Annotated in this window: 24 protein-coding genes and 1 riboswitch; of the genes, 9 read left to right on the top strand and 15 right to left on the bottom strand. The window is 75.8% G+C overall.

All coding sequences use genetic code 11. The features are described 5' to 3' along the window. The first annotated feature begins 35 nt into the window (after positions 1-35). A complete protein-coding gene (locus tag ACN27B_RS01970) occupies positions 36-2,822 on the top strand; it encodes a LuxR C-terminal-related transcriptional regulator (RefSeq protein ID WP_422743217.1) in 2,787 nt (928 codons plus the stop codon). Positions 2,823-2,826: 4 nt separating this feature from the next. On the opposite strand, the gene ACN27B_RS01965 is transcribed toward ACN27B_RS01970, so the two are convergent. The 4 genes from ACN27B_RS01965 to ACN27B_RS01950 form a co-directional block, all read right to left on the bottom strand. Further along, positions 2,827-3,378 carry a DsbA family protein gene (locus ACN27B_RS01965; RefSeq protein WP_098746821.1) on the bottom strand — a complete coding sequence of 184 codons (552 nt, stop codon included), beginning with the start codon at positions 3,376-3,378 and terminating at the stop codon, positions 2,827-2,829. Next, complete coding sequence (locus tag ACN27B_RS01960) at positions 3,375-3,872, bottom strand: redoxin domain-containing protein (protein WP_422743215.1); 498 nt, start codon at positions 3,870-3,872, stop codon at positions 3,375-3,377. The genes ACN27B_RS01965 and ACN27B_RS01960 overlap by 4 nt, the downstream gene beginning before the upstream one ends. 62 nt (positions 3,873-3,934) lie before the next feature. Then, positions 3,935-4,612, bottom strand: coding sequence for a BON domain-containing protein (locus ACN27B_RS01955; RefSeq protein WP_099164965.1), 678 nt, complete (start codon positions 4,610-4,612; stop codon positions 3,935-3,937). Between the two features lie 183 nt (positions 4,613-4,795). After that, the gene (locus tag ACN27B_RS01950; protein ID WP_091572514.1) at positions 4,796-5,200 is read right to left on the bottom strand and encodes a hypothetical protein; all 405 of its coding nucleotides are present in this window, start codon (positions 5,198-5,200) and stop codon (positions 4,796-4,798) included. 436 nt (positions 5,201-5,636) lie between these two features. On the opposite strand from ACN27B_RS01950, the gene ACN27B_RS01945 reads away from it, so the two are divergent. After that, the gene (locus ACN27B_RS01945; protein ID WP_091572519.1) at positions 5,637-5,996 is read left to right on the top strand and encodes an STAS domain-containing protein; all 360 of its coding nucleotides are present in this window, start codon (positions 5,637-5,639) and stop codon (positions 5,994-5,996) included. 43 nt (positions 5,997-6,039) lie between these two features. After that, on the top strand, positions 6,040-6,552 hold the full coding sequence (locus tag ACN27B_RS01940; RefSeq protein WP_245666168.1) for an SRPBCC family protein: 513 nt from the start codon (positions 6,040-6,042) through the stop codon (positions 6,550-6,552). Position 6,553: 1 nt separating this feature from the next. Here ACN27B_RS01940 and ACN27B_RS01935 read toward each other — a convergent pair whose 3' ends face one another. From ACN27B_RS01935 to ACN27B_RS01915, 5 genes are all read right to left on the bottom strand, one after another. Beyond that, positions 6,554-7,054: a hypothetical protein gene (locus tag ACN27B_RS01935; protein WP_396823739.1), complete on the bottom strand. Its 501-nt coding sequence runs from the start codon at positions 7,052-7,054 to the stop codon at positions 6,554-6,556. Between the two features lie 79 nt (positions 7,055-7,133). Next, positions 7,134-8,207: a coiled-coil domain-containing protein gene (locus ACN27B_RS01930; RefSeq protein ID WP_422743211.1), complete on the bottom strand. Its 1,074-nt coding sequence runs from the start codon at positions 8,205-8,207 to the stop codon at positions 7,134-7,136. Between the two features lie 4 nt (positions 8,208-8,211). Then, positions 8,212-8,342, bottom strand: a riboswitch (cyclic di-AMP (ydaO/yuaA leader). 143 nt (positions 8,343-8,485) lie between these two features. Further along, positions 8,486-9,400 carry a cation diffusion facilitator family transporter gene (locus ACN27B_RS01925; protein WP_099164123.1) on the bottom strand — a complete coding sequence of 305 codons (915 nt, stop codon included), beginning with the start codon at positions 9,398-9,400 and terminating at the stop codon, positions 8,486-8,488. A 76-nt stretch (positions 9,401-9,476) separates the two neighbouring features. After that, complete coding sequence (locus tag ACN27B_RS01920; protein WP_099164966.1) at positions 9,477-11,594, bottom strand: HelD family protein; 2,118 nt, start codon at positions 11,592-11,594, stop codon at positions 9,477-9,479. Positions 11,595-11,779: 185 nt separating this feature from the next. Continuing rightward, the gene (locus tag ACN27B_RS01915; protein WP_099164124.1) at positions 11,780-12,727 is read right to left on the bottom strand and encodes an alpha/beta fold hydrolase; all 948 of its coding nucleotides are present in this window, start codon (positions 12,725-12,727) and stop codon (positions 11,780-11,782) included. A gap of 149 nt (positions 12,728-12,876) precedes the next feature. Here ACN27B_RS01915 and ACN27B_RS01910 point away from each other — a divergent pair, with 149 nt between their 5' ends. Continuing rightward, positions 12,877-13,512: a carbonic anhydrase gene (locus tag ACN27B_RS01910; RefSeq protein ID WP_099164125.1), complete on the top strand. Its 636-nt coding sequence runs from the start codon at positions 12,877-12,879 to the stop codon at positions 13,510-13,512. 37 nt (positions 13,513-13,549) lie between these two features. On the opposite strand, the gene ACN27B_RS01905 is transcribed toward ACN27B_RS01910, so the two are convergent. Continuing rightward, the gene (locus ACN27B_RS01905) at positions 13,550-13,879 is read right to left on the bottom strand and encodes a hypothetical protein (protein WP_099164126.1); all 330 of its coding nucleotides are present in this window, start codon (positions 13,877-13,879) and stop codon (positions 13,550-13,552) included. A gap of 326 nt (positions 13,880-14,205) precedes the next feature. Between ACN27B_RS01905 and ACN27B_RS01900 the strand changes: the two genes are divergently transcribed. From ACN27B_RS01900 to ACN27B_RS01890, 3 genes are all read left to right on the top strand, one after another. Further along, positions 14,206-14,697, top strand: coding sequence for a DUF3145 domain-containing protein (locus ACN27B_RS01900; RefSeq protein ID WP_091572550.1), 492 nt, complete (start codon positions 14,206-14,208; stop codon positions 14,695-14,697). A gap of 24 nt (positions 14,698-14,721) precedes the next feature. Continuing rightward, a complete protein-coding gene (locus ACN27B_RS01895) occupies positions 14,722-16,446 on the top strand; it encodes a glycoside hydrolase family 3 protein (protein ID WP_422743207.1) in 1,725 nt (574 codons plus the stop codon). Positions 16,447-16,562: 116 nt separating this feature from the next. After that, positions 16,563-16,784, top strand: coding sequence for a hypothetical protein (locus tag ACN27B_RS01890; protein WP_098746816.1), 222 nt, complete (start codon positions 16,563-16,565; stop codon positions 16,782-16,784). A gap of 47 nt (positions 16,785-16,831) precedes the next feature. Here ACN27B_RS01890 and fabF read toward each other — a convergent pair whose 3' ends face one another. The 5 genes from fabF to ACN27B_RS01865 all read right to left on the bottom strand — a co-directional run bounded on the left by fabF (position 16,832) and on the right by ACN27B_RS01865 (position 21,921). Continuing rightward, complete coding sequence (gene fabF / locus ACN27B_RS01885; RefSeq protein ID WP_099164128.1) at positions 16,832-18,058, bottom strand: beta-ketoacyl-ACP synthase II; 1,227 nt, start codon at positions 18,056-18,058, stop codon at positions 16,832-16,834. Between the two features lie 2 nt (positions 18,059-18,060). Then, complete coding sequence (locus ACN27B_RS01880) at positions 18,061-18,300, bottom strand: acyl carrier protein (RefSeq protein ID WP_007072348.1); 240 nt, start codon at positions 18,298-18,300, stop codon at positions 18,061-18,063. An 87-nt stretch (positions 18,301-18,387) separates the two neighbouring features. Then, on the bottom strand, positions 18,388-19,332 hold the full coding sequence (locus ACN27B_RS01875) for a beta-ketoacyl-ACP synthase III (RefSeq protein WP_091572567.1): 945 nt from the start codon (positions 19,330-19,332) through the stop codon (positions 18,388-18,390). Continuing rightward, positions 19,333-20,502, bottom strand: a complete 1,170-nt coding sequence (locus tag ACN27B_RS01870) for an acyltransferase domain-containing protein (protein WP_099164129.1) — start codon at positions 20,500-20,502, stop codon at positions 19,333-19,335. Between the two features lie 78 nt (positions 20,503-20,580). Beyond that, the gene (locus ACN27B_RS01865) at positions 20,581-21,921 is read right to left on the bottom strand and encodes a PucR family transcriptional regulator (protein WP_371682249.1); all 1,341 of its coding nucleotides are present in this window, start codon (positions 21,919-21,921) and stop codon (positions 20,581-20,583) included. A 99-nt stretch (positions 21,922-22,020) separates the two neighbouring features. On the opposite strand from ACN27B_RS01865, the gene ACN27B_RS01860 reads away from it, so the two are divergent. Both ACN27B_RS01860 and ACN27B_RS01855 read left to right on the top strand, forming a co-directional pair. Next, a complete protein-coding gene (locus tag ACN27B_RS01860) occupies positions 22,021-22,350 on the top strand; it encodes a hypothetical protein (protein ID WP_099164967.1) in 330 nt (109 codons plus the stop codon). Positions 22,351-22,386: 36 nt separating this feature from the next. Continuing rightward, positions 22,387-23,313, top strand: a complete 927-nt coding sequence (locus ACN27B_RS01855) for an NADP-dependent oxidoreductase (protein WP_099164131.1) — start codon at positions 22,387-22,389, stop codon at positions 23,311-23,313. Positions 23,314-23,315 lie beyond the last annotated feature (2 nt).

The following is a 23,315-nucleotide window of genomic DNA, read 5'->3' as shown; positions in this document are numbered from 1 at the left end:
GTAACCGCCCCCCGTGCCGACGGGGGAGGGGACGCATGCCGGAGGAGGCCGACCAGGTCCGGTTCGCCACCGCGCCGACCGACGCCACGACGGAGGTCTTCGGTACGCCGGAACCGCTCACCACCGACGCCGCCGCGCCGCTGCTGGCGTCCCGGCTGAACCCACCCGTGCCGCCCGAGCCGGTGGTGCTCCGCCCACGCCTGCTGGACCGGCTGGAGCGGGGCGCGGGCGGGCCGGTCACGCTGGTCCTGGCCCCGGCCGGCTGGGGCAAGACGACGGTGCTGTCCGGTTGGGCGCGCGGGGAGCGGGACGGCCCGGCGCCGGTCTGGGTGACCGTGGCGGAGGGCGACACCACCGGGCGGCTCTGGGCGTACCTGGCCGCCGCGCTGCGCGCGGCCGTCGCCGAGGAGCCGGACGAGGGGCCGCCGCCGGTGCCGGACGCGCCGCCCCGGCCGGAGCAGCTCGAGACGCTCGCCGCCGCGCTCGCCACGCGGGAGCGGCCGGTGCTGCTGGTCCTGGACGACCTGCACCGGGTGACCGACCCGGCGGCGCTGGCCGGGCTGGAGTTCCTGCTCCGCCACGGCGACGGGCGGCTGCGGCTGGTGGCCGGCGCCCGGCACGAGCCGCCGCTGGCCCTGCACCGCTGGCGGCTGGCCGGTGACCTCACCACGATCGGTCCGGACGAGCTGGCGTTCCGCACCGACGAGGTCGCCGATCTGCTGGTCGCGCACGGGGTGCCGGTGCCGCCCGAGGCGGTGCCCCGGCTCGCCGAGCGGACCGCCGGCTGGCCGGCGGGGCTGCGTTTCGCCGCGCTGTCGCTGGGCGCCGGGGCCGACCCCGCCCGCGCGGTGGAGCGCTTCGGCGGCGACCGGCCGGACGTCGCCGCGTACCTGCGCGACGAGGTGCTCACGCCGCTGGACCCGGCCGCCCGCGACGTCCTGCGCCGCTGCGCGGTGACGGTCGCGGTCCGCGCCGACCTCGCCGCCGCGCTGACCGGCCGGGCCGACGCCGGGCACCTGCTCGCCGAGGCGGCCCGGGAGGGCGGTTTCGTCCAGCGCGACGGCGGCGAGCCGCCCTGGTACCGGCCGCACCCGCTGCTGGCCGACCTGCTCCGCGACGAACTGGACCGGCTCCCCGCCGAGGAGGTGCGCGAGCTGCACCGGCGGGCGGCCGGCTGGTGCGCGGCCCACGGCCGACCGGCCGAGGCGCTGCGCCACGCGCTGGCCGCCGCCGAGTGGGACGACGCCACCACGCTGCTGCTGACGCGCTGGCCCGAGCTGGCCCCGGACGAGCCGGCCCCGGCCCCCGCCGCCCCGGCCCCGCCCGAGCCGCCGGCCGAGGCGGTGCGGCGGGATCCCGAGCTGGCGCTGGCCGCGGCGGCCGAGCGGGCGTACGCCGGGGACCCGGCCGCCGCGGACGGGCAGTTGCGGCGGGCGGTCGCGCACGCGGTCGACCTGCCGGAACCCCGTCGGGACCGGTTCCGGCGGCTGGCCGCCGCGGTGGAGCTGGGCCTGGCCCGGCTCGCCGGCGACCACGAGGAGGTACGCCGGGCCGCCGACCGCCTGCGCACCACCGTCGGAACCCCGGTCGGCAGGCCCGAGGCCGGCGCGCCCGGGGTCGGGGTGCCCGCCGCCGACCCGCGCGCCGGGAACGGCGAGGAGGACGACGTACGGGCTGTCGCCGATGCCGCGCTGGGGCTGGTGGCGCTGGCCGAGGGGGCGTTGACGACGGCGGGCGCGCGGCTCGGGACGGCGCTCGTGGCGGCGCGGCGGGCCGGCCGGCCCCGGATCGAGCTGCTCTGCGCCAGCCGCTCGGCGCTGCTGGAGGCAACCCGGGGCGCGCTGCGGGCCGCCGAGGAGCACGCCCGGGAGGCGCTGGCGATGCCGCCCTGCCAGGGCTGGTCGTCCCGACGGGACTGCGGCCACGCGTACCTGGCGTTGGCGCTGGTCTGCTGGCAGCGAGACCGGCCGGCGGAGGCCGCCGCGCACCTGGCGCTGGCCGGGCCGGCGGGCGCGGAGCCCGGCGCGGCGGCGCTGGCCGCGCTCTGCCGGGCCGGATTGCTGGCCGACGGCGGGGAGCCGGCGGCGGCGCTGCGTACCCTCGCCGCCGCCCGGGCCGGGGCGCCCGGGCCGGAGCTGGGCGCGTGGCTGGCCGCCGCCGAGGCCCAGCTCCGCGCGGCGGTCGGTGACCTGGAGGGCGCCCGCGCGCTGCTGGACGTGGTCGGCGACGGCGGATCACCCGATCCCGCGCTGGCGCTGGCGTCCGCCCGGCTGCGGCTGCGGGCCGGCGACGCCCGCGGGGCCGAGCGGGCGTTGCCCGACTGGACCGCGCCCGAGGCGGCGGACTGGCCGCTGCCGGTGCGGCTGGGCGCCGGGCTGCTGGAGGCGGCGTCGGCCGGGTCGGCCGGCGACGGGCGGCGGGCCGGACGGCTGCTGGAGGAGGTGCTGGCGCTGGCCGAGCCGGAGGGCTGCCGGCGCGTGTTCACCCGGGCCGAGCCGGACGTCCGCGACCTGCTCGCCACGCACCTGGACTCCGGGACGGCCTACTGGGCGACGGTGAGCGACCTTCTCCGCGACGTGGACGCGCACCGGCCCGAGGCGCCCCCGGACGCCTCGGCGCGGGCCCTGGACGAACCGCTCACCGAGCGGGAGCTGACCATCCTGCGCTACCTGCAGAGCATCCTGTCCAACGTGGAGATCGCCGCCGAGCTGTCGCTGTCGGTCAACACCGTCAAGACGCACGTCCGCAACATCTACCGCAAGCTCGACGCGACCCGCCGGCGGGAGGCCGTCCGGCGGGCGCGCGAGCTGCGGTTGATCTGACCGGTCAGGCGTTCGCGGCGGCGTCCACCACGGCCAGCAGCTCGGCCAGCTCGTAGCCGCCGTCGTGTCGGACGTCGTTGACGAACAGCGTCGGGGTGCCGTTCACCCCGCTGCGGATGCCGCCCACGAAGTCCTGCCGGACCCGGTCCGCGTGGGCCTGCCGACCCACCTCCGCGCCGACCTCCTCGGGCGGCAGTCCGAGCTGCTCGACGCCGAGCGACAGGTGCACCGGGTCGAGCTGGTCCTGGTGCTCGAAGAGCCAGTCGTGCATCTCCCAGAACCGGCCCCGCTCGCCGGCCGCCTCGGCGGCCTCCGCCGCGCTCTCCGCGTACGGGTGGACGTTGGTGATCGGGAAGTGGCGGTACGCCAACCGCACCACGTCGGCCCGCTGGCGCAGCACCTCGGCCAGGTTCGGGTACGCGGCGCCGCAGAACCGGCACTGGAAGTCGCCGTACTCGACGATGGTGACCGGCGCGTCGGCCGGCCCACGGACGTGGTCGCGCTCGGACACCGGGATCCGCAGTCGGGCGGTGGTGACCTGCAACGGCGTCGTCATCGGGTGCTCACCCGCCGATCCGTGCCCAGCTGCTCCAGGGCGTCGAGGATGCCGTCCACGCCCGGGTTGACCTCGGGCGGGGAGAGGTGGCTCCAGGCCACCCGGCCGTCGGGGTCGATCACCACGAGCGCCCGGTCCGACTGCCCGCGCGGCGCGTACGCGCCGTAGCGGCGGGACACCTCGCCCTTGGGCTCGAAGTCGGCCAGCAGCGGGAAGCGGATGCCCCGGCTCTCCGCGAACGCCCGGTGCGAGTCGACGCTGTCCACCGAGATGCCGAGCAGCACCGCGTCGTACCGCTCCAGCTCGGGCAGGGCGGCCTGGTAGAGGGCCATCTGGTCGCCGCAGACCGGGGTCCAGTCGGCGGGATAGAAGGCCAGCACCACCGGACGGCCAGGGAACTGTCCGGGGCCCACCTCCCGCCCGTCCGGCGACGCCGGCAGGGTGAACCCGGGCGCTACCTGCCCGGGTGTGATCAGCCCGTTCGGATCACTCATGCCTCCCACCCTGGCCCGTGCCCGGGTGAGCCGGGCTCACCCGGGCCGGGTGGTTCGCCGGCTCACCGCCGGACGGACAGGTGGTTGTGCACCTCCCGGATGCCGGGGGCGTTCCAGACCACCCGCTCGATCTCGTCGCGTTCGGGCCCGGAGTGGACCTGGCCCTCCAGCAGGACGGTGTCGCCGTGGACCCGGACGCCGACCTGCTCGGCCTCGGTCGCGCCGTTGCGGGCCAGCGCGTCCACGATCTGCTCGGCCAGGTCCCGCCCGTCCGCGCGGACCGCCGGCCGGACGGTGATCCCGTTGCTCAGCCCGCGTACGCCGGTGAGCCGGGCGACGGACCGTTCGGCGGCGCGTCGCTGGTACTCCCACTCGACCTCGCCGTGCAGGGTGACCCAGCCGTCGGCCACCGTGACGTGCAGCGCCTCGACCGGCACGAAGGCGTCCCACTCCAGGGCGCGGGCGGCGGCGACGGCGATCTGCGGATCCTCCCGGCCGGCGGCGGTGTCGATCCGGACGGCGAGGTCGTTGGCGACCGCGCGGACCCGGGCCACCCGGTGCGCGGCCCGCTCGGCGGCCCACTTCTTGGCGTAACTGTCGACCCGCCCGGTCAACGTCACCACGCCGTCGGTGACGGTCACCCCGATCTCGTCGGGGCCCACCCGGGGTTCCCAGGTCAGCTCGTCGAGCACGGCGGACTGGATGTCCCGGTCCGTACGCGTGGTCGTCTCGGTGGCCATCCGGCTTTCCTCCCCGTCGGTCGGCGACGCGGGCACGTACTCCCGCACCACCGATCCTGGGCGCGGACCGGGTGACCCGCCCTCACCCGATCCGGGCGAGGAACGCCCCGCCGGGTGGTGGAGACGCCGGTGGCCGCCCCCGGGGGTCGGGGGGCGGCCACCGGCCGGCTCGTACGGCCCCGGTCAGCCGTCCAGGCCGGCGGGGGAGTTGGGCCGGTCGACGTCGACGAACTCGATCTCGTCGGCGACCCGGTCCCGGCTGCCGGCGGCGCGGGCGGCGGTGCCGGCGGCCCAGCCGACGGCGGCGCCGGCCAGGGCCGCGGCGATCAGCAGCGTCCAGGGCAGCGCGGGCCGGCGGCCGGCGAGCGCGTCGAAGGCGAGGCTGGCCCGCCGGCGCGCCTCGTCGGCGGCGGTGCCGACCAGGTCGGTGGCGTCGTCGGCCAGGCCGGAGGAGTTGCGACGGGCCGCCCGGGTGGCGTCCCGCACGCTGTCACCGGCGGAGCCGACGGCGGAGAGCAGGTGCTGCCACGCCTGGTCCGCGACCCGCTCGGGCTTGCTGCGGCGGTCCATCAGGCTGGATCCGAACATCGTTCTACCTCCTCGGGTGCCGAAGCCCGGCGGCCACTTCGGACTCCGGTGTTCATCCGGCGCGTCACGGTTCACTCCCCGTGGGCTGTGCCCCGTCGGCGTGCGCGCCAAACCCGTCCCGACCGCGGCCCGGGCCGCCGTCGGGGCGAACCGGACGAACCGTGGAGAACGTGTCGGGGACCGGGTGTCCGCGCGAGGTGCGCGGGCCCGCTACCCTGGGTCGGCGGATCGGCCGGTCCGGCCCGGTCGTTCGGCCGGTCGTGGTCCGCGTCGAAGGGGAAATTGGAACCCGGAGGTCCGGATTGGGTTCGCCCAGGTGTGCCCACTCCGCGAATTGCTCATCCCGGGGGGTGGCGACGGGGGCCGTCGGAGGAATACTCTCGGTCGCGGCCCGCGTACTGATGAGGCGCCCGTACGGGCGAGTGGAGGTGCTCGCGTGAGCCTGTCGATCGTGAAGTCGGTGCGTCCGGGTGGTGTCGTCCAGATCGCGCCCCGTGGGGAGATCGACGTCGACACCGCGTACGAGGTGCGGGAAGCGATCGCCGAGGTGCTCGCGAAGGCCCGTCCCGCCCGGATCGAGCTCAACATGCGGCTCGTGACGTTCATCGACTCCGTCGGCATCAGCGCCATGGTCGCCGGCTTCCAGACGTGCGAGGTCAGCGGCGTCAAGCTCGTGGTCACCGAGCCGAGCCGGTTCGTGCACCGGCAGCTCTGGGTGACCGGCCTGCTCGGCCTCTTCGGCGCGCCCGAGCCCTGGTTCGCCGACGACGCCCCCGAGGTGCTGCCCGGCGCCTGAGCGCCGCCCTCGACCCCCCTCCGGCCTGGGGACCTTCGACCCGTTGCCAGCCCGGCTCCGGTACGGGACGATCGTCGCGACCCACGACGGCGAGGGGGATCGGTTGCAGAGCAGCGACAGCTTCAGCTACACCGTGCAGGCCCGGTGCACCCGGGCGGACGCGGTGGCCCTGCTCGGCGACCTGAGCCGGCAGGGCGAGCTGCATCCGCTGATCGTGCGGGTCCGGCAGGTGCCGTCGCGGCCCGGAGCGCTGGCCAGCTATGCGATCACCGACCGGCTGGAGCTGGGCCCGCTGCACTTCCCGGTGACCTACCAGGCGGACGTGCTGGTCGCCACCGAGGACGAGGTGGTCACCGTGGCCCGGCAGCAGCCGGCGACGACGGTTCGCAACCACACCCGGCTGCGCGACGAGCCCGACGGCGTGGTGCGGATCGACGTGGAGATCACCCTCACCGCGCCGGCCCCGCTGTTCGGCTACGCGTTCCGCCAGGCCCGTGCCGCCCACCTGGGCCTCGCGGCCCGTCTGGGCGCGACCCTGGAGGGCCGGCCGGCCTGACTCAGCCGGCCCGCCCCGCCGGGGCCGGCCGGCGGGCGGGCGGGCGCAGCCGCCCCCACGGCTTCCAGGTGGACAGCACGGTGGCGACGAGCAGCAGCGTGGTGGAGACGGCGGGCGGCACCACCAGGTCGGTCCGCAGGTGCGCGTCGGCTGCGCCGGCCAGCGCGCCGAGGTGCCGGACCCGGGGCGTCAGCAGGAGCAGCACCAGCCCGAGCATCACGGTGGTGAGCGCGAACTTCACCAGCACCCACCGCCACCGCAGCAGCCCCCACGGGGTGAGCAGCGCGCTGGCCACCCCGATCAGCCAGACCGCGACGCTCAGCGGCGCGAACAGCCAGGTGACCAGCAAGGCCGCGGCGGGGTAGACGACCTCCGGGTCGGCGCCGCGCAGCCCGGCCACGCCCAGCGCGAGCAGCCCCAGGTCGACGCCGAGCCAGCCGAGCGAGGTGACCAGGTGCGCGGTGAGCAGCGCCTTGCGTCCGCCGGGGGAGAGTCGTCTCATGCCACCGATCGTCGGCCGTCGCGCGGCCCACGTCGTGGGCCGCGCGACGACGCCCGGGGTACGTCGGGGAGCGTAGTGCTCAGTAGACCGACAGGTGCACGTGGTTGGTGTGGTCGCTGGACGGGTCGCCGTTGCCGCCGCTGTAGGACTTCCAGCCGCTGCTGGGCAGCCAGATCTGCTTGAACCAGATCACGTAGAGCACGGCGAGCGGGTCGGCGTTGCGCACGAAGTACGCGGCCAGGTTGTTGCCGTACGTCCTGTCGCCGCCGCTGGCCACCCCGCCGAAGCCGTTCTTCTGGGCGGCGAAGTCGCAGGCGCGTCCCTTCGGGTGCTCGCCGGAGCCGCTGGGCCGGTGGCAGGAGACGTACCGGGTGAAGCCGGCGGCCTTGGCCTGGTTGAGCGCGTGCAGGGTGCGCGGGGTGATGCAGCCGTCGGCCGGCGTCGGGTCGTTGACGCTGCACGACTCCGCCGGCCAGGAGCCGTCGGAGTTGCGCTTGGCCGGCGTCGCGTTCGCCGTCGAGGTGCCCCGGACGCCGCCGCTGCCGGCGGACGGCCGGTCGTTCGCCACCTCCAGCGCCCGCTCGGCCTGCTGCTTGCGCTTGGCCATCACCGTGACCTGCTTGCGCTGCTCCCGGATCTCGCCGTCGAGCGCGGCGCGGGTCCGGGTCGCCTCGTCCCGGGTGGTGATCAGGTCGCGCAGCGTCCGGTCCTCGTGCGCGGCGACCTGCTCCAGCGCCGCCGCCCGGTCCATGAAGCCCTCCGGGCTGCTGCTGCCGAGCAGGGCCGCGGCGGTGCCCATCCGGCCGGTGCGGTACGCCACCTCGGCGATCTCGCCGACCTTGGCGTCGCGTACGGCCAGTTCGGCGCCGACCGCGTCGAGTCGCTCGGTGAGCTGCTTCTGCCGGGCCACCGACCGGCTCAGCGCGGCCTTGGCCTCCAGCCAGCCCTTGCTGGCCGCGTCGAGTTGGGCGCGCAGTTCGGGCGTGCCGCCCTCGTCGTCACCGCCGGGGGCGGCGCGCAGGCCGGTCGGGGAGGCCGACCACGTCGCCGCGGCGGGGGAGGCCGGCACGGTCACGACGCCGAGGGTCAGCATCGCGACGAGCAGGGCCGCCATCCGGGCGGCCGTCCGTCGTACAGGTGCCACTGGGGGCATTCACATGTCCTTCCGTCAACCGCCGACCGGGTTAGCTGACGGGTTCGGGACGGAAGATCCCTACCGCTGACGCGGATGCACCCCACGTACGTGGTTCCCCGGCTCGCCCTGCGGGCGATTAGGCGACGGCCGCTCCACCGGCGCCGGGATGGCGCCCGCGGTGTGGCCGCGACCGAGCCTACCGGCGTTGCCCGGGGCCGGCTCCGTCGCCCGGAGCGGTGATCCCGGCAAAGCCGGCATTACGCCACAATAGCGGCCGAGATTTAAGTTTGCCCTAATTACCACTCGGTCGGGCCGCACGCTCCGGCCGACGCTCCGGGTTCGATCTGCAACGTGGCGTGATCGATCGAGAAGTCCTCGTGCAGGGCGGCCCGGGCGGCGGCCAGCACGGTGGCGACCTCGGCGCCGGGATCGGTGGTCAGGTGCGCCGAGGCCACCTCCATGCCCGAGGTCAGCGTCCAGACGTGCAGGTCGTGCACCTCCGCCACGCCCGGCACGGCGGCCAGCCGGTCGTGCACCGCGGTCACCTGGAGGTGTTCCGGCGCGGCCTGCACCAGGATCCGCACCGCCGCCCGGCCGAGCCGCCAGGTGCGGGGCAGGATGAACAGACCGATCGCCACGGCCACCAACGGGTCGGCCCACCACCAGTCGGTGACCGCGATGACCAGCGCGGCGCCGATCACCCCGAGCGAGCCGAGCAGGTCGCCGAGCACCTCCAGGTACGCGCCGCGCAGGTTGATGCTCTCCTGCGCCCCGGAGCGCAGCAGCGCGAAGGCGCCGACGTTGGCGAGCAGGCCGAGCACCGCCACCACGAGCATCGGGCCGGCCAGCACCTCCGGCGGGTCACCGAACCGGCGTACCGCCTCGACCAGGACGTAGACCGCGACCGCGCCGAGCAGCACCGCGTTCGCCAGCGCCGCGAGGACCTCCAGCCGGTAGAGGCCGAACGTGCGCTGCGGATCGGTGGTGGCGCGCCGGGTGGCGGTGATCGCGGCCAGTGCCATGCCGATGCCGAGCACGTCGGTGAACATGTGCCCGGCGTCGGAGAGCAGCGCGAGCGAACCGGTCGCGAAGGCGGCCACCGCCTCGACCAGCATGAGGGCGGTGAGCAGCGCGAACGCCGCCCAGAGCCGGCCCCGGTGGCGGTGCGCCGCGTTGGTCACCGCACCGCTGTGGTCATGACCTGCGCCCACGCACACACCCTTCCCTCCCGCACCCCGGCCAGGCCCAATGTATGTTCACATCGCTATGTGTGCAAGTGAGGGTGGATCACCCGGTCGGGTCGAGCGTGGTGAGGCGCTGGGTGGCCCGGGACAACGCGACGTAGAGCGTGCGCACCCCCGAGCCGGGGTCGGCCCGGATCTCGCTCGGCGCGACCAGCACCACGCCGTCGTACTCCATGCCCTTGGCCTGCAGGCTGGTCACGACCTGGAGCCGGCCGGCGCCGAGGCCGTCCAGCCAGCCGGCCACCTCGTCCCGGCGCGGCACCGGCGTGATCACGCCGACGGTGCCCTCCACCTCGCCCAGCAGGACCCGGGCCGCCTCGACGGTGCTCGCCGGCAGCTCGGCGGCGGGCACCGTACGCTCGACCGGCGGCACGCCGGTGGAACGCACCGCGTCGGGCAGCGTCAGGTCCGGATACAGCCGGCGGATCTCCGCCGCCGCCACCGCGAAGATCTCCGCCGAGTTGCGGTAGTTGGTGGTCAGCTCGTAGCGGTGCCGCTTACGCCGGCCCAGCGCCTGGTCGCGGGCCCGGTCCAGCTCCTGCGGGTCGCCGGTCCAGGCGGTCTGCGCCGGGTCGCCGACCACCGTCCAGGACGCCAGCCGGCCCCGGCGCCCGATCATCCGCCACTGCATCGGCGAGACGTCCTGCGACTCGTCCACCACCACGTGGGCGTAGTCGCGGTAGTCCACCGGACGCTCCCGGGCCGCCGCCCGGGCGGCGCGCTGCCGGTCGGCGTGCGTGCTCAGCTCGCGGACGCCGCCGGCCAGCTGGTAGGGGTCCCGCTTCGGCTTCGCCCGCCGCACCGGAGTGCCGAGCAACGCGTCCAGCTCGTCCAGCAGCGCGACGTCGGCGACGGTCGGCCCGTCGGCGTCCAGCGACCGGTACGCCTCGGTGAGCGACCGGATCTCGGCCGAGGAGAGGATCCCGCCGGCGTAGCGGCGCAGCCGGTCCGGGCGGGCGAGCCACCCCAGCACGTGGCGCGGGTGCAACCGGGGCCACCAGGCCTTGAGGAACTCCCGGAACTCCGGCCGCTCGATGATCTCGTCCTCGAACGCGGGCTGCTCCGGCAACCGGCCCACCCGCAGCGTGCGGGCCTGCGCGTAGAGCGCGGCGAGCACCGCGTCGAACGCCGACCGGCGCACCTCGTTGCGGCGCGCGCCCCGGGTCAGCGTCCGGTCCCGGATGCCGTCCAGCGCCGGCCGCTCCAGCCGCAGCAGCTCACCGCGGTAGAGCAGGCGCAACTCCGCCGGGGAGTCCGGCACCGCGTCCCGCACCGCCCGCTCCAGCACCCGGCGCATCCGCAGCGACCCCTTCACCGCGGCCACCTCCGGCGGATCGGTCCGGGTCGCCGACATCCCCGGGAAGAGCGAGCCCAGCGAGTGCAGCGTGGCCGTCTCCTCGCCGAGCGAGGGCAGCACCGAGGCGATGTACTCGACGAAGACGCCGGACGGCCCGACCACCAGGATGCCGCCGCCGGCGTAGCGGGCCCGGTCGGAGTAGAGCAGGTACGCGGCCCGGTGCAGCGCCACCGCCGTCTTGCCGGTGCCCGGGCCGCCGGAGACGATCGTGACGCCGCCGGCGGGGGAGCGGATCGCCTCGTCCTGCTCCCGCTGGATGGTGGCGACGATGTCCCGCATGCCCCGGCCGGTGGCCCGGGACAGCGTGGCCAGCAGCGCGCCGTCGCCGACCACCGCCATGTCCGCCGGGGCCGCCTCCGGATCGAGCAGGTCGTCCTCGATCCGGGTGACCTTCTCCGCGGCCGACTGGATCGTGCGCCGGCGGACGACGCCGCGCGGCTCGGCGGGCGTGGCCTGGTAGAACGCCGCCGCGGCCGGCGCCCGCCAGTCCACCACCAGCGTCTCCGCGTCCTCGGCGCGCACGCCCAGCCGGCCCACGTGCAGCACCTGCCCGGTGCGCAGGTCCAGCCGGCCGAAGACCAGCCCCTCGTGCTCGGCGTCCAGCACGTGCCGCCGCTGGGCGGCGTGGAAGACCATCGCGTCCCGCTCGACCAGGGCGCCGAAGGTGCCCACCCGGGCCAGCCGGTACCCCTCCCGCTCGGCGTCGGCCGCGGACCGGCGCAGTTCGGCCAGCCGGGCGTACACCCGGTCGAGATGCCGCTGCTCGGCGGCGATCTCCCGGTCCAGCGTGGTCTGGTCGGTCAACGCGGTGCTCCTGGGGTCGGACGGCACGACGGGCTGAATGAGGGTACGGGCCGCCGGCAACGCGGACGTCGGGGCCATGCCGCCGGCCGGGGCCGCGTCCACGGCGGTTGCCCGTTATCCGGTCGTTCCCACCCGTTTTCCGGGCCGTCGCACCGCGGCCCGGCGTGGCACCGCGACGGTGGCCGTCAGGGTGTGACGGCGGCGACGGCGGCGGGGTCGCCCCCACCCGCGCCCGGCGCCGCGAGGACCCGGTCCAGCACCCCGGCGACGGCCGCGTTGACAGCGTCCGGCCGTTCCATCATCAACATGTGACCGGCGCCGGGGCAGACGGTCAGCTCGGCGGTCGGCAGCGCCGCCGCGATGGACTCGGCGCAGGGCGGCGGGGTGAGCCGGTCCCGGTCGCCGACCAGCGCCGCCGCCGGCAGCCCGCCCAGCGCGGTCAGCGTCTCCAGCCGGTGCTGGGCGCCGATCGAGGCGCGGAACCCGCCGATCGACCGCAGCGTGGCGTGCGCCACCGCCGAGGTGACCAGCCGGATGTCCGCCGGGTCGCAGCGGTCGCCGAAGAGCATCCAGCGGATGCTCGGGCGCAGCGCCCGCAGCAGCGCGTGCGGGGGCCGCCAGCCGCCGCAGCGGGCCAGCACCCCGGCGCCGGTGGTCTCGGCGAGGCGGATCAACCGGGCGATGCGGGGCGAGAGCCCGTAGACCGTGTGCGTGTGCCCCTCGGCGGTGGTCGAGACGAAGACCAGGCCGGCGGTGCGTGCGGCGAACCGGTCGGGGTGGCGATGGGCGTACTCCATCACGGTCATCCCACCCATCGAGTGCCCGACCAGCACGACCGGCCCGGACGGGACGATCTCGTCGACCACCGCCGCCAGGTCGTCGCCGAGCTGCGCCAGCGTGGCGTCGCGCAACGCCAGGCAGCTCGACCGGCCGTGGCCGCGCGCGTCGTAGGTCACCAGGCGCACCCGGTCGGCGAAGCGCTCACGCAGCTCGGCGACCTGGTGGTGCCAGCTGCGCCCGTCCAGCGTCCAGCCGTGCAGCAGGACGACGGTGACCTCGGCGTCGACCGGTCCGCTGACCGTGACGTGCAGGCGCACGTCGTCGGAGAGCCGCAGTTCCCGATGCTCCGGCATCGTCCACCTCCCCCGGGCCGACCGGCGCACGCACCGGAGTGACCCGGCGGTAACACCGGCGTTACCCGCCATGACACCACGGCAACCGGGGTGGGGAGAAGATTCGACGTCCGGCCCCGCCCGGTCGGAACGGTGACCAGGCTGGAGACATGCCCGCCACCCCCGCCGCCCGCAGCCCCCGGGCCGCCCTGGCCGAACTGCTCACCGGCAACCGCCGGTTCGTCAGCGGCCAGCCGCTGCACGGGCACGACGTGACGGCGGCCGCGGCGGTGGCCTCCGGCGACCAGCAGCCGTACGCGGTGCTGCTGGGCTGCATCGACTCCCGGGTGCCGCTGGAGGCGATCTTCGACCAGACGTTCGGGTCGATCTGTGTGATCCGCACCGGCGCGCACGTCCTGGACCGGGCGGTGTGCGGCTCGATCGAGTACGTGGTGGGCCAGCTCGGCGTACGGCTGGTGATGGTGCTCGGCCACGAGCGCTGCGGCGCGGTGGGCTCGGCGGTCGACGCGCTGCGCACCGGGCGGCGGCCCGCCGGCGCGCTGGCGTACGTGGTGGACCGGATCGCGCCGGCGGTGGTCGAGGTCGGCGTGGACGACCCGGCCGCCCATCCGCTGGCGATCCGCCGCCACGTCCGGCGCACGGTGGCCGCGCTGCGCGCCGACGACCTGCTCGCCGGGCCGGTGGCGGCGGGGGAGCTGGCCGTGGTGGGCGCGCTCTACGACCTGGCCACCGGCGAGGTCACCCTGCTGCCGGAGGAGGAGACGCGGAACCGCCCGCCGGGGTGATCCCCGACGGGCGGTCCGGTGGTGCGGGTGAGGGCGCTCAGCCCTCGAAGACGCCGGCCTCGACGAGACGCTTCTCGGTGGCGTCCCAACCGTGGCCCGGGTGGGCCGCGGCAAGGCCGTTGATCTCGGCGCGGATCTTGGCGGCGTGGCCGGCGGCGGCCAGCACGCGGATCTCCTCGACGAAGGCGTCGGAGTCGGTGCGCAGGTGCGCGGTCTTGCCGTTGGTCAGGTTGCGCACGTAGGCGTGCTTGCCGCCGTTGAGCGGGATCAGGTACTTGAACTCGCCCAGCACGCTGAGGGCGCCACCCTGGCCAGCCTGGCCGGCCCGGACTGACGCGCGCGCGGTCTTAGAGGTGTTGCTCGCCACGGAGGTACTCCTTGCAGACGTACGGTGGGGACGGGATCCGTCCGGGGGCTGTGCGAGTGACGCCCGGGGTGAGCGCCGGCCCGCGAAGACGTGCGGCGGCACAGAACCGCCCAGAGAACTGTACACGAACCCGACGCCTGGCTGGTCGTCGCGCCGTCAGGGTGCACAACCGGGTCAGCCGCCCGGGTATTTCCCGCCGCCCGGCCACGGCGAATTTTCCGATTCGCTGGCGCACCACCTGTCACAGCGGTCATCATGTGTGCCAGGGACCACTCGGGTGACGAGGTCGTAGGGGAAGACGCACCTCGGCTCACCGGGAGGTCACCGTGCCAACGCGTGGCGTCGTATACGTCCACTCGACCCCGCTCGCCGTGTGCTCGCACGTCGAGTGGGCGATCGCGCGCGTCCTCGCCGCGCCGGTCAACCTGCACTGGACGGCGCAGCCCGTCGATCCGGGCGCCCGACGCGCCGAGTGCGGCTGGACCGGCAGCCCGGGGACGGGCGCCGAGCTGGCCGCTGCCCTCCGGCAGTGGCCCATGATCCGTTTCGAGGTGACCGAGGAGCCCGGTCCCGGCGTCGACGGCGAGCGCTTCATGTACGTCCCGGGCCGGGGCCTGTTCCGGGCCACCGTCGGGGCGGCCGGCGACATCCAGCTCGGCGAGGACCGGCTGCGCGCCCTGATGGCCGCCGCCCGCGCGCCGGAGGCGCTCGCGCACGCGCTCGACAAGGCGCTCGGCACCGCCTGGGACGCCGAGCTGGAGCCCTACCGGTACGCCGGCGACGGCGCGCCGGTGACGCTGCTCACCCGGGTGGGGTGACGCCGGCCGAGTTGCCCCGATACGGTGGGGCGCGTGTCGATTTCCCCGCGACGCTCCGCCGTCGCGCTCGCCGCACTGACCGCGCTGGTCGTCTCCGGCTGCTCGGACGGGCCGGACCGGCCCCGCCCGACGCCGTCGACAGCGGCGCCGTCGTCGGCCGCGCCGACCCCCAGCGCCGACGACCCGGCCGCCCGGGCCGCCGCCCTGGTCGCCACGCTCTCCGACGAGGACCTGGTCGGGCAGGTGCTGATGCCCTACGCCTACGGCAGCTCGGCGACCGACGTGTCCGCCGGGTCGGCCGCCGGCAACCGGGCCCTGGCCGGCGTCGACACCCCGGCCGAGATGGTCGCGAAGTACCGCCTCGGCGGCGTGATCCTGGTCGGCTTCAGCGCCGACGACCCGACCTCGGGCAACCAGGCCACCACCAACGTCGACAACCCGAAGCAGGTCCGCGCGCTGACCGACGGGCTGCGCGCCGCCGCCGGGAAGCTGCCCGCCGGCGCCGCGCCCTTCCTGGTCGGCACCGACCAGGAGTACGGCGTGGTCACCCGGATCACCGACGGCGTGACCCAGCTGCCCAGCCCGCTCGCCGCCGGCGCGGCCGGCAACCCGGCGCTGACCGAGGCGGCCTGGCGGGCCGCCGGCGCGGAGCTGGCCGCGATGGGGATCAACATGGACTTCGCCCCGGTCGCCGACGTGCTGGCCACCCGCAGCACGGTGATCGGCTCGCGTTCCTTCGGCGCCGACCCGGCGACCGCGTCGCCGCAGGTGGCCGGCGCGGTACGCGGGCTGCAGGCCGAGGGTGTCGCGGCAGCCGTCAAGCACTTCCCCGGGCACGGCCTCAGCGCCGCCGACTCGCACACCGAGCTGCCGGTGGTCGGCCAGTCCCGGGCGGTGCTCGACCGGACCGCGTTCCCGCCCTTCCGCGCCGGAATCGACGCCGGCGCGATGGCGGTCATGTCCGCCCACCTGAACGTCAAGGCCGTCGACCCGGGCACCCCGGCCACCTTCTCCCGCAAGCTGCTCACCGACGTGCTCCGCGGTCAGCTCGGCTTCCGCGGCGTGGTGATCACCGACGGGATGAACATGGCGCCGGCGAAGAAGTGGTCGCCGGGCGAGGCCGCGGTGCGGGCGCTCAACGCCGGCAACGACCTGATCCTGATGACCCCGAACGTGGGCCAGGCGTACGACGGGCTGCGCGCCGCGCTGACGGACGGCTCGCTGCCCCGCACCCGCCTGGTCGAGGCGGTCACCCGGGTGCTGACCATGAAGTTCCGGCTGGCCGGCCACGCCCAGCCGGCGCTCGGGACGCTGGACGACGCCGGCCACCGCAAGGCCGCCGCCGACCTGGCCGCCGCCGCGGTGACCGTGCTGCGCGGCCGGTGCGGCGGCGCGGTGCCCGGGCCGGTCAGCGTCACCTCCTCCGGCGGCCGGGACCGCACCCGGGCCGTGCTGACCGAGGCGCTCACCGCCGCCGGGGTGAAGGTGGTGCCGTCCGGCGGCACCGTGGTGCACCTGGTCGGCTACGGCGACGGGGCGAAGGACCTGCGGGCCGGCGCCGACGTGACGGTGGCGATGGACACCCCGTACGTGCTGTCCGGGGCGAAGTCGCCGACGGTGCTGGCCACCTACTCGTCGACCCGGGCCTCGATGACCGCGCTGGCCGCGGTGCTCGCCGGCAAGGCCCGCCCGACCGGCCGGTCCCCGGTCCCGGTCCCCGGCCTCCCCGCCACCACCTGCGGCGCCTGAGGTGTAAGGAGGGGCCCCCTGTTAACGCCTCCGGTAGAGGAGGGGGCCCCGCTTAACACCCCCGGCGGCGGAAACCGGATGCGGCACCGACCGCCCGGCTGGCAGGGTGAGCGCCCATGGGAGAGCCCGCACACGGTTTCCGCTACGTCGAGCGCGCCGACGGCACGGTGGTGATCACGCACCACGGGCGGGTCGCCGGCACGCTACGGGGCGGTCGGGCCGCGCAGTTCCTGGCCGAGGTCGAGGACGACCCGCAGCTGGTGATGGCCCGGTGGACCGGCAACTACCGGCGCGGCAACGAGCGGACCGCGCGGCAGCATCCGCGCAACCGCGCCTGATGTGGGGAAGGGCCCCTAGAAGGGGCCCTTCCCCACATCAGGGCGGCTCAGGGGCGGGTGAAGACCAGCGCCACGTTGTGACCGCCGAAGCCGAACGCGTTGTTCAGCGCGGCCGGGATCTCCAGGTGACGCGCCTTGTGCGCGGCCACGTCCAGGCTCAGGCCCTCGTCCGGGTCGTCCAGGTTGATCGTCGGCGGGATCACGCCGTCCCGGATGGCCAGGATGGTGGCGATCGACTCCAGCGCCCCCGCCGCGCCGAGCAGGTGCCCGGTCATCGACTTGGTGGCGGTGAGCACCGGGTGGTCGCCGAGCGACTGCCGCAGCGCGCCGATCTCCAGCATGTCGCCCACCGGGGTCGAGGTGGCGTGCGCGTTGACGTGCACGATGTCCGTCCGGGCCACGTCCGCGTCGGCGACCGCCCGGGCGATGGCCCGGATCGCGCCCTCGCCCTCGGCGTGCGGCTGCACGATGTCGTACGCGTCCGAGGTGATCCCGGCGCCGGCCAGGCGCGCGTACACCCGGGCGCCGCGGGCGGCGGCGTGTTCGGCCCGCTCCAGGACCACCACGCCCGCGCCCTCACCGAGCACGAAGCCGTCCCGGCCCTTGTCCCACGGCCGGGAGGCCCGCTCCGGCTCCTCGTTGCGGGTCGACATGGCCCGCATCGAACTGAAGCCGGCGATCGGCAGCGGGTGGATGACCGCCTCGGTGCCGCCGGCCACCACCACGTCGGCCCGGCCGGCGCGGATGATGTCCAGGCCGAGCGCGATCGCCTCCGCGCCGGTCGCGCACGCGCTGGCGACCGAGTGCACCCCGGCCTTGGCGCCCATCTCCAGCCCGACCCAGGCGGCCGGACCGTTGGGCATCAGCATCGGGATGGTGTGCGGGGAGACCCGCCGCGGGCCGGACGCCTCCAGGACGTCGTCCTGGGCGAGCAGGGTGGTGGCGCCGCCGATGCCGGAGCCGACGCTGACCGCCAGCCGCTCCGGGTCGGGCCCGGCGTCGGCCAGCCCGGCGTCCGCCCAGGCCTGCCGCGCGGCGATGATGGCGATCGCCTCCGAGCGGTCCAGCCGGCGCAGCTTCACCCGGTCCAGCACCTCGGCCGGGTCGACCGCCAGCTGGGCGGCGATCCGGACGGGCAGTTGCGCGGCCCACTCCTGGGTGAGCGCACTCACCCCGGAGCGGCCGGCGAGCATGGCGTCCCAGGTCGACGCGACGTCCCCGCCGAGCGGGGTCGTCGCGCCGAGCCCGGTGACGACGACGTCGGGGCGACTCATGATCAGGACTGCGCCTCGATGTAGCTGACCGCGTCCCCGACGGTCTTCAGGTTCTGCACCTCGTTGTCCGGGATCTTGACGCCGAACTTCTCCTCGGCGGCCACCACGACCTCCACCATGGAGAGCGAGTCGACGTCGAGGTCGTCGGTGAAGGACTTCCCCTCGGCCACGTCGTCCGGGTTCACCCCGGCAACCTCTTCGAGGATCTCGGCGAGGCCGGCGGTGATCTCGTCACGGGTCATTGCGGTTGGTTCCTCTCATCGGGGGGTTCTCGGTGCCCGGCGTCGCCGGTCACCGCACCTGGAGCGCGTGCGCGCCCGAGGGGGTCTTCAGGGGCAGCGGACGACCTGACCGGCGTAGGTCAGGCCGCCGCCGAAGCCGAACAGCAGCACCGGGGCGCCCGAGGGCACCTCGCGCCGCTCGACCATCTTCGACAGGGCCAGCGGGATGCTCGCCGCCGAGGTGTTGCCGGACTCGACGATGTCCTTGGCGATGATCGCGTCCGGGATGTTCAGCCGCTTGGCGATGCCGTCGATGATCCGGGCGTTCGCCTGGTGCGGCACGAACGCGGCCAGCTCGGACGGGTCCACCCCGGCCCGCTCACAGGCCTGCAGCGCGAGCGGGGCCAGCGCGGTGGTGGCCCAGCGGAACACCGACTGTCCCTCCTGGGCGATGTACGGCCGCCAGCCCTCGATCCGGACCGCGTCGCTCTTCTCCGGCGCGGAACCCCAGACCACCGGCCCGATCCCGGCCGGCTCGTCGTCGGCGGTCGCGGTGACCACCGCCGCGCCGGCGCCGTCGCCGAAGATGATGCAGGTCGAGCGGTCGGTCCAGTCGGTGAAGTCGGAGAGCTTCTCCGCGCCGACGACGATCGCGTTGCGCGCCGCGCCGGCCCGGATCGCGTGGTCCACCGTGCCCAGCGCGTACGCGAAGCCGGAGCAGGCGGTGTTGACGTCGTACGCACCCGGCGCGCTGATGCCCAGCTTGGCTGCGACCCGGCAGGCCACGTTCGGGCTGCGGTCCACGGACGTGCAGGTCGCCACCACGACCAGGTCGATGTCGGCGGCGGTGAGGCCGGAGTTGGCCAGCGCCTTGCCGGCCGCGGCGGTGGCCATGTCGGCCACCGTCTCGTCGCCGGCGATCCGCCGGGTGACGATGCCCACCCGATCCCGGATCCACTCGTCGTTGGTGTCGACCATCTGCGCGAGTTCGTCGTTGGTGACCACGCGGGAGGGCTGGTAGTGCCCCATCGCGGCGATCCGGCTGCCGGCCATCTAGTGCGATCCTCCGATGCGGACGAGGGGCTGGCCCGGGGCGACCGGGTCCTCGTGGTGCGCGAGCCACTCGGTGAGCGGCCCGCTGTCGTGCGCGGTCACCTCGACCGGCCCCTGCCGGCCGGTGACGTGGCCGACGACCTGGCCGGCGCGCAGCTCGGCGCCCTCGGCCAGCTCGGCGACCGGCCGGAAGACTCCGGCGGCGGGGGAGACCACCACCCGGAGGCGGGGCGCCGGGGGTCGGGCGGCGACGCCGCCGTGCCGGGCGATCAGGGCGCGCGCGGCGGGCAGGTCGTCGGGGGTGTTCAGGGTGACGATCTCCGGCGCGCCCTCGCCCTTGAGCTCCCGCTTCACCAGGCCGGCCAGGGTGCCGGCCGGCGGCAGCTCGACCACTCCGGTGACGCCGAGGTCGGCCAGGGAGCGCATGCACAGGTCCCAGCGGACCGGGGCGGTCACCTGCCGGACCAGGCGGAGCACCGTCTCCCGGCCGTGCCCGACCGGGGCGCCGTCCAGGTTCGACAGGAGGATCCGGGTCGGGTCGGCCACGGCCACGCCGGCGGCCACCCCGGCCAGGGCGGCCTCGGCCGGGGCCATGTACGGCGTGTGGAACGCGCCGGCCACCTGGAGCCGGATGATCCGGGCCCGGGCCGGCGGCTCGGCGGCCAGCTTCTCCAGCCCGCCGACCGCGCCGGCGGCGACGATCTGACCGGCGCCGTTGCGGTTGGCCGGGTGCAGCCCGTGCGCCTGGAGCGCGGCGAGCACCTCGTCCGGGTCGCCGCCGAGCACGGCGGCCATCCCGGTCGGTTCGAGCGCGCAGGCGGCGGCCATCTCCCGGCCGCGTACGCCGGCGAGGGTCACGGCCGCCTCGGCGGGCAGCACCCCGGCCAGGGCGGCGGCGCCCAGCTCACCCACGCTGTGCCCGGCGACCAGCCCGACGTCGTGCATCGGCAGGTGCTCGGCGGCGAGCAGCGCGGCGGCCACCAGCAGCGGCTGGGTGCGGGCGGTGTCCTTGATCTCGTCCGCGTCCGCCCGGGTGCCCAGGTGGACGAGGTCGACGCCGGCCAGCGCCGACCACCAGCGCAGGCGCGCCTCGACGTCGGCGAGGTCGAGCCAGGGGGTCAGGAAGCCGGGCTTCTGCGAGCCCTGTCCGGGGGAGAGTACGGCGAGCACGTGTACGACTCTGACGGATACTCGCGGGTCGCGCTGTAACGCACGGCACGAAACCGCACTAGAAGCTTTAGAGGAAACCTACAAAGATCGGTGGCGATCATCGCCGCTCTGGGTGGTTTTCCGGCCCCCTGGGCTCCCTGTCTGGCTCGGGACGGGTGCGACTGCCGGTACCACCGGGTCCAGCCTACCGACCGTCAGCGCGACCTGGAGTGCGAAAGCGTCCCGCGGGGCGAGCGGCGAGAAGCCGGTCACTTCGGCGATCCGCTTGAGCCGGTAGCGCACCGTGTTGGGGTGCACGAACAGCGCCCGGGCGGCGCTCTCCAGCGTGCCGCCCGCGGCGAAGAACGCGTCCAGCGTCTCCAGCAGTTCGCCGCCGGAGCGGGCCAGCGTCGCGTACACGTCGTGCCGCAACCGGCGGCGGGCCTCGGCGTCGCCGGCCAGGGCCCGCTCGGGCAGCAGTTCGGCGGCGGCGACCGGGCACGGCGCGGTCGGCCAGGCCGGCGCGGCCCGGAACCCGGCCAGCGCGGCCCGGGCGGACTCGGTCGCCTCGTCCAGGCTGGGCACGGCCGGACCGACCACCACCGGCCCGTCACCGAACGCGGTCCGCAGCTTCTCGGTCGCCGCCAGCGGGTCGGCCGCCCCGCCGAGCACGATGACCAGGCGGTCGCCGTGCACCCCGCCGATCACCTCGACGCCGATGCGCCTCGCCTGCCGATAGACGGTGTGCAGCACGGCCGCCACCTCACCGCCGGGCGAGCGGCCCACCGCCACCGCCACCGGCGGCGCGTCCGACCAGCCCAGCGCGGCGGCCCGGCTGGCCAGCACGTCCGGCGAGTCGCCGCGCAGCAGCGCGTCGACCAGCAACGCCTGGAGCCGGGCGTCCCAGGAGCCCCGGCTCTCGGCGGCGCGGGCGTAGACCCGGGCGGCGGCGAACGCGATCTCCCGCGAGAAGCGCAGCACCGCCTCCCGCAGCGACTGCTCCTCGCCCGGCACGGCCAGTTCCGACACCTGCTCCTCGACCACCTCGATGGTCACCTTGATCAGCGCCACGGTCTGTTGGAGGGTGATCGAGCGGGCGAGCGCCTGCGGCGCGGCGGCGAAGACCTCGTCCGAGACCTCCTGGGTGCGGTCGGTCGCGCCGCCGCCCTGGCGCAGCCACTGCACCAGTGACCGCACGCCGGCCTGGGCGACCAGCATGACCCAGGAGCGCTGGTCGGCCGGCAGCTCCCGGAACCAGGGCAGCGTCTCGTCCATCCGGGCCACGCTGGCGGTGGCCAGGCCACCCGCCGCCCGCTCGATGCGGCGCAGCGTCGCCGACGTCTCGGTCCCGCCCGATTCGCTCACCGTCCCAGCCTGACACGCCGTGACCAGCGGTTCCACTCCGAGGGGACGGGGCCGCCCCGCCCGGACGATCTCCACCGGTACGCGCTGACGATCTCGTCCGGCCGGGCCAGTACGGTGTCAGGGCGCGTCGGGGCGTTCCGCCCGGCGGGCGACGGCGAGATGGAGGAGACCGGGATGGCGCACGGGGAGGCCGAGCACGGCTGCGCCCAGGGCGAGCCCTGCCGGCCGGGTCACGAGCAGCCGGCGGCGGCCAGGCACCCGCGCCGGACGGGCCTGACCCACACGGGTGAGCCCGCGGTCGGCCGGGGGCCCGAGCACGCCGACGACGAGCCGGTGATGCCGCGTCAGCGCGCCGCCGAGCCGTCGCCGCACGCCGCCGATCCGACACCGGTGCCCAGCTGCCGCAGCGACCGGGCCGGCTGGGCCGGGGCCCACCGGCACGGCGCGGTGCGCCCGGGCAACCGCACGACGCGCCGGGAGCGGCCGCCGCGCCGCTGGTGCTGACCACGCGACCCCCGTCCGGCGGTTAGCGTGGGTGGGGTGAAGGCGATCGCGATCGACGCGTACGGGCCGGCCGACCTGCTGACTCCGCGCGAGCTGCCCACCCCGCCGGTGGGGCCGGACACGGTCCTGGTCCGGGTGCGGGCGGCCGGGGTGAACCCGGTCGACTGGAAGGTCCGCGAGGGGCACCTGGCCGGTGCCTTCCCGAGCCACTTCCCACTGGTGCCGGGGTGGGACGCGGCCGGGGTGGTGGAGGCGGTCGGTCCGGCGGTGGCCGGGTTCGCCGTCGGCGACGAGGTGATCGGCTACGTCCGCCGCGACGACGTGCAGCACGGCACGTACGCCGAACTGGTCCCGGCCCCCGAGCGGTGCCTGGCCGACAAGCCGGTGCGGGCCTCCTGGCCGGAGGCGGCCGGGCTGCCGCTGGCGGGGCTCACCGCGTACCAGGCGTTGCAGCTGGCCCGCACGGGCGCCGGTGACACCGTGCTGGTGCACGGCGCGTCCGGTGGGGTGGGGCACCTCGCGGTGCAGGTGGCCCGGGCGCTCGGCGCGGACCGGGTGATCGGCACGGCGAGCGAGGCCAACCACGACTTCGTCCGGTCGCTGGGCGCGGAGCCGGTCGCCTACGGCGACGGTCTGCGGGACCGGGTCCGGGCGGTGGCGCCGGACGGGGTGGATGTGGTGCTGGACCTGTTCGGCGGCGACGCGCTGGACGTCTCCGCGGAGCTGATCACCCGGCCGGCCCGGATGATGTCCACCGCCGATCCCGAGCACGTGACCCGGCTCGGCGGCACCTACGTCTTCGTGAAGCCGTCCGCGGCGGACCTGGCGGTGCTGGCCGGGTTGGTCGACGCGGGCCGGCTGACCGTGCACGTGGCCCGTACGCTCCCGCTGGCCGAGGCGGCCGAGGCGCACCGCCTCGTCGAGGCGGGGCACGTCCGGGGCAAGGTCGTGCTGACGGTCTGAGT

It is taken from the genome of Micromonospora sp. WMMD754 (assembly GCF_049315235.1).
Classification (GTDB): Bacteria; Actinomycetota; Actinomycetes; order Mycobacteriales; family Micromonosporaceae; genus Micromonospora; species Micromonospora sediminicola.
Note: the sequence above shows the minus strand (reverse complement) of the source record. Positions and strands in the feature narration are given on the sequence as shown.

Bases quoted from the DNA above. Each gene is read 5' to 3' on its own strand.
- ACN27B_RS01970 (WP_422743217.1), top strand. From the start codon at position 36: ATGCCGGAGGAGGCCGACCAGGTCCGGTTCGCCACCGCGCCGACCGAC.
- ACN27B_RS01965 (WP_098746821.1), bottom strand. From the start codon at position 3,378: ATGACGACGCCGTTGCAGGTCACCACCGCCCGACTGCGGATCCCGGTG.
- ACN27B_RS01960 (WP_422743215.1), bottom strand. From the start codon at position 3,872: ATGAGTGATCCGAACGGGCTGATCACACCCGGGCAGGTAGCGCCCGGG.
- ACN27B_RS01955 (WP_099164965.1), bottom strand. From the start codon at position 4,612: ATGGCCACCGAGACGACCACGCGTACGGACCGGGACATCCAGTCCGCC.
- ACN27B_RS01950 (WP_091572514.1), bottom strand. From the start codon at position 5,200: ATGTTCGGATCCAGCCTGATGGACCGCCGCAGCAAGCCCGAGCGGGTC.
- ACN27B_RS01935 (WP_396823739.1), bottom strand. From the start codon at position 7,054: ATGAGACGACTCTCCCCCGGCGGACGCAAGGCGCTGCTCACCGCGCAC.
- ACN27B_RS01930 (WP_422743211.1), bottom strand. From the start codon at position 8,207: ATGCCCCCAGTGGCACCTGTACGACGGACGGCCGCCCGGATGGCGGCC.
- ACN27B_RS01915 (WP_099164124.1), bottom strand. From the start codon at position 12,727: ATGCCGGAGCATCGGGAACTGCGGCTCTCCGACGACGTGCGCCTGCAC.
- ACN27B_RS01910 (WP_099164125.1), top strand. From the start codon at position 12,877: ATGCCCGCCACCCCCGCCGCCCGCAGCCCCCGGGCCGCCCTGGCCGAA.
- ACN27B_RS01890 (WP_098746816.1), top strand. From the start codon at position 16,563: ATGGGAGAGCCCGCACACGGTTTCCGCTACGTCGAGCGCGCCGACGGC.
- fabF (WP_099164128.1), bottom strand. From the start codon at position 18,058: ATGAGTCGCCCCGACGTCGTCGTCACCGGGCTCGGCGCGACGACCCCG.
- ACN27B_RS01880 (WP_007072348.1), bottom strand. From the start codon at position 18,300: ATGACCCGTGACGAGATCACCGCCGGCCTCGCCGAGATCCTCGAAGAG.
- ACN27B_RS01875 (WP_091572567.1), bottom strand. From the start codon at position 19,332: ATGGCCGGCAGCCGGATCGCCGCGATGGGGCACTACCAGCCCTCCCGC.
- ACN27B_RS01860 (WP_099164967.1), top strand. From the start codon at position 22,021: ATGGCGCACGGGGAGGCCGAGCACGGCTGCGCCCAGGGCGAGCCCTGC.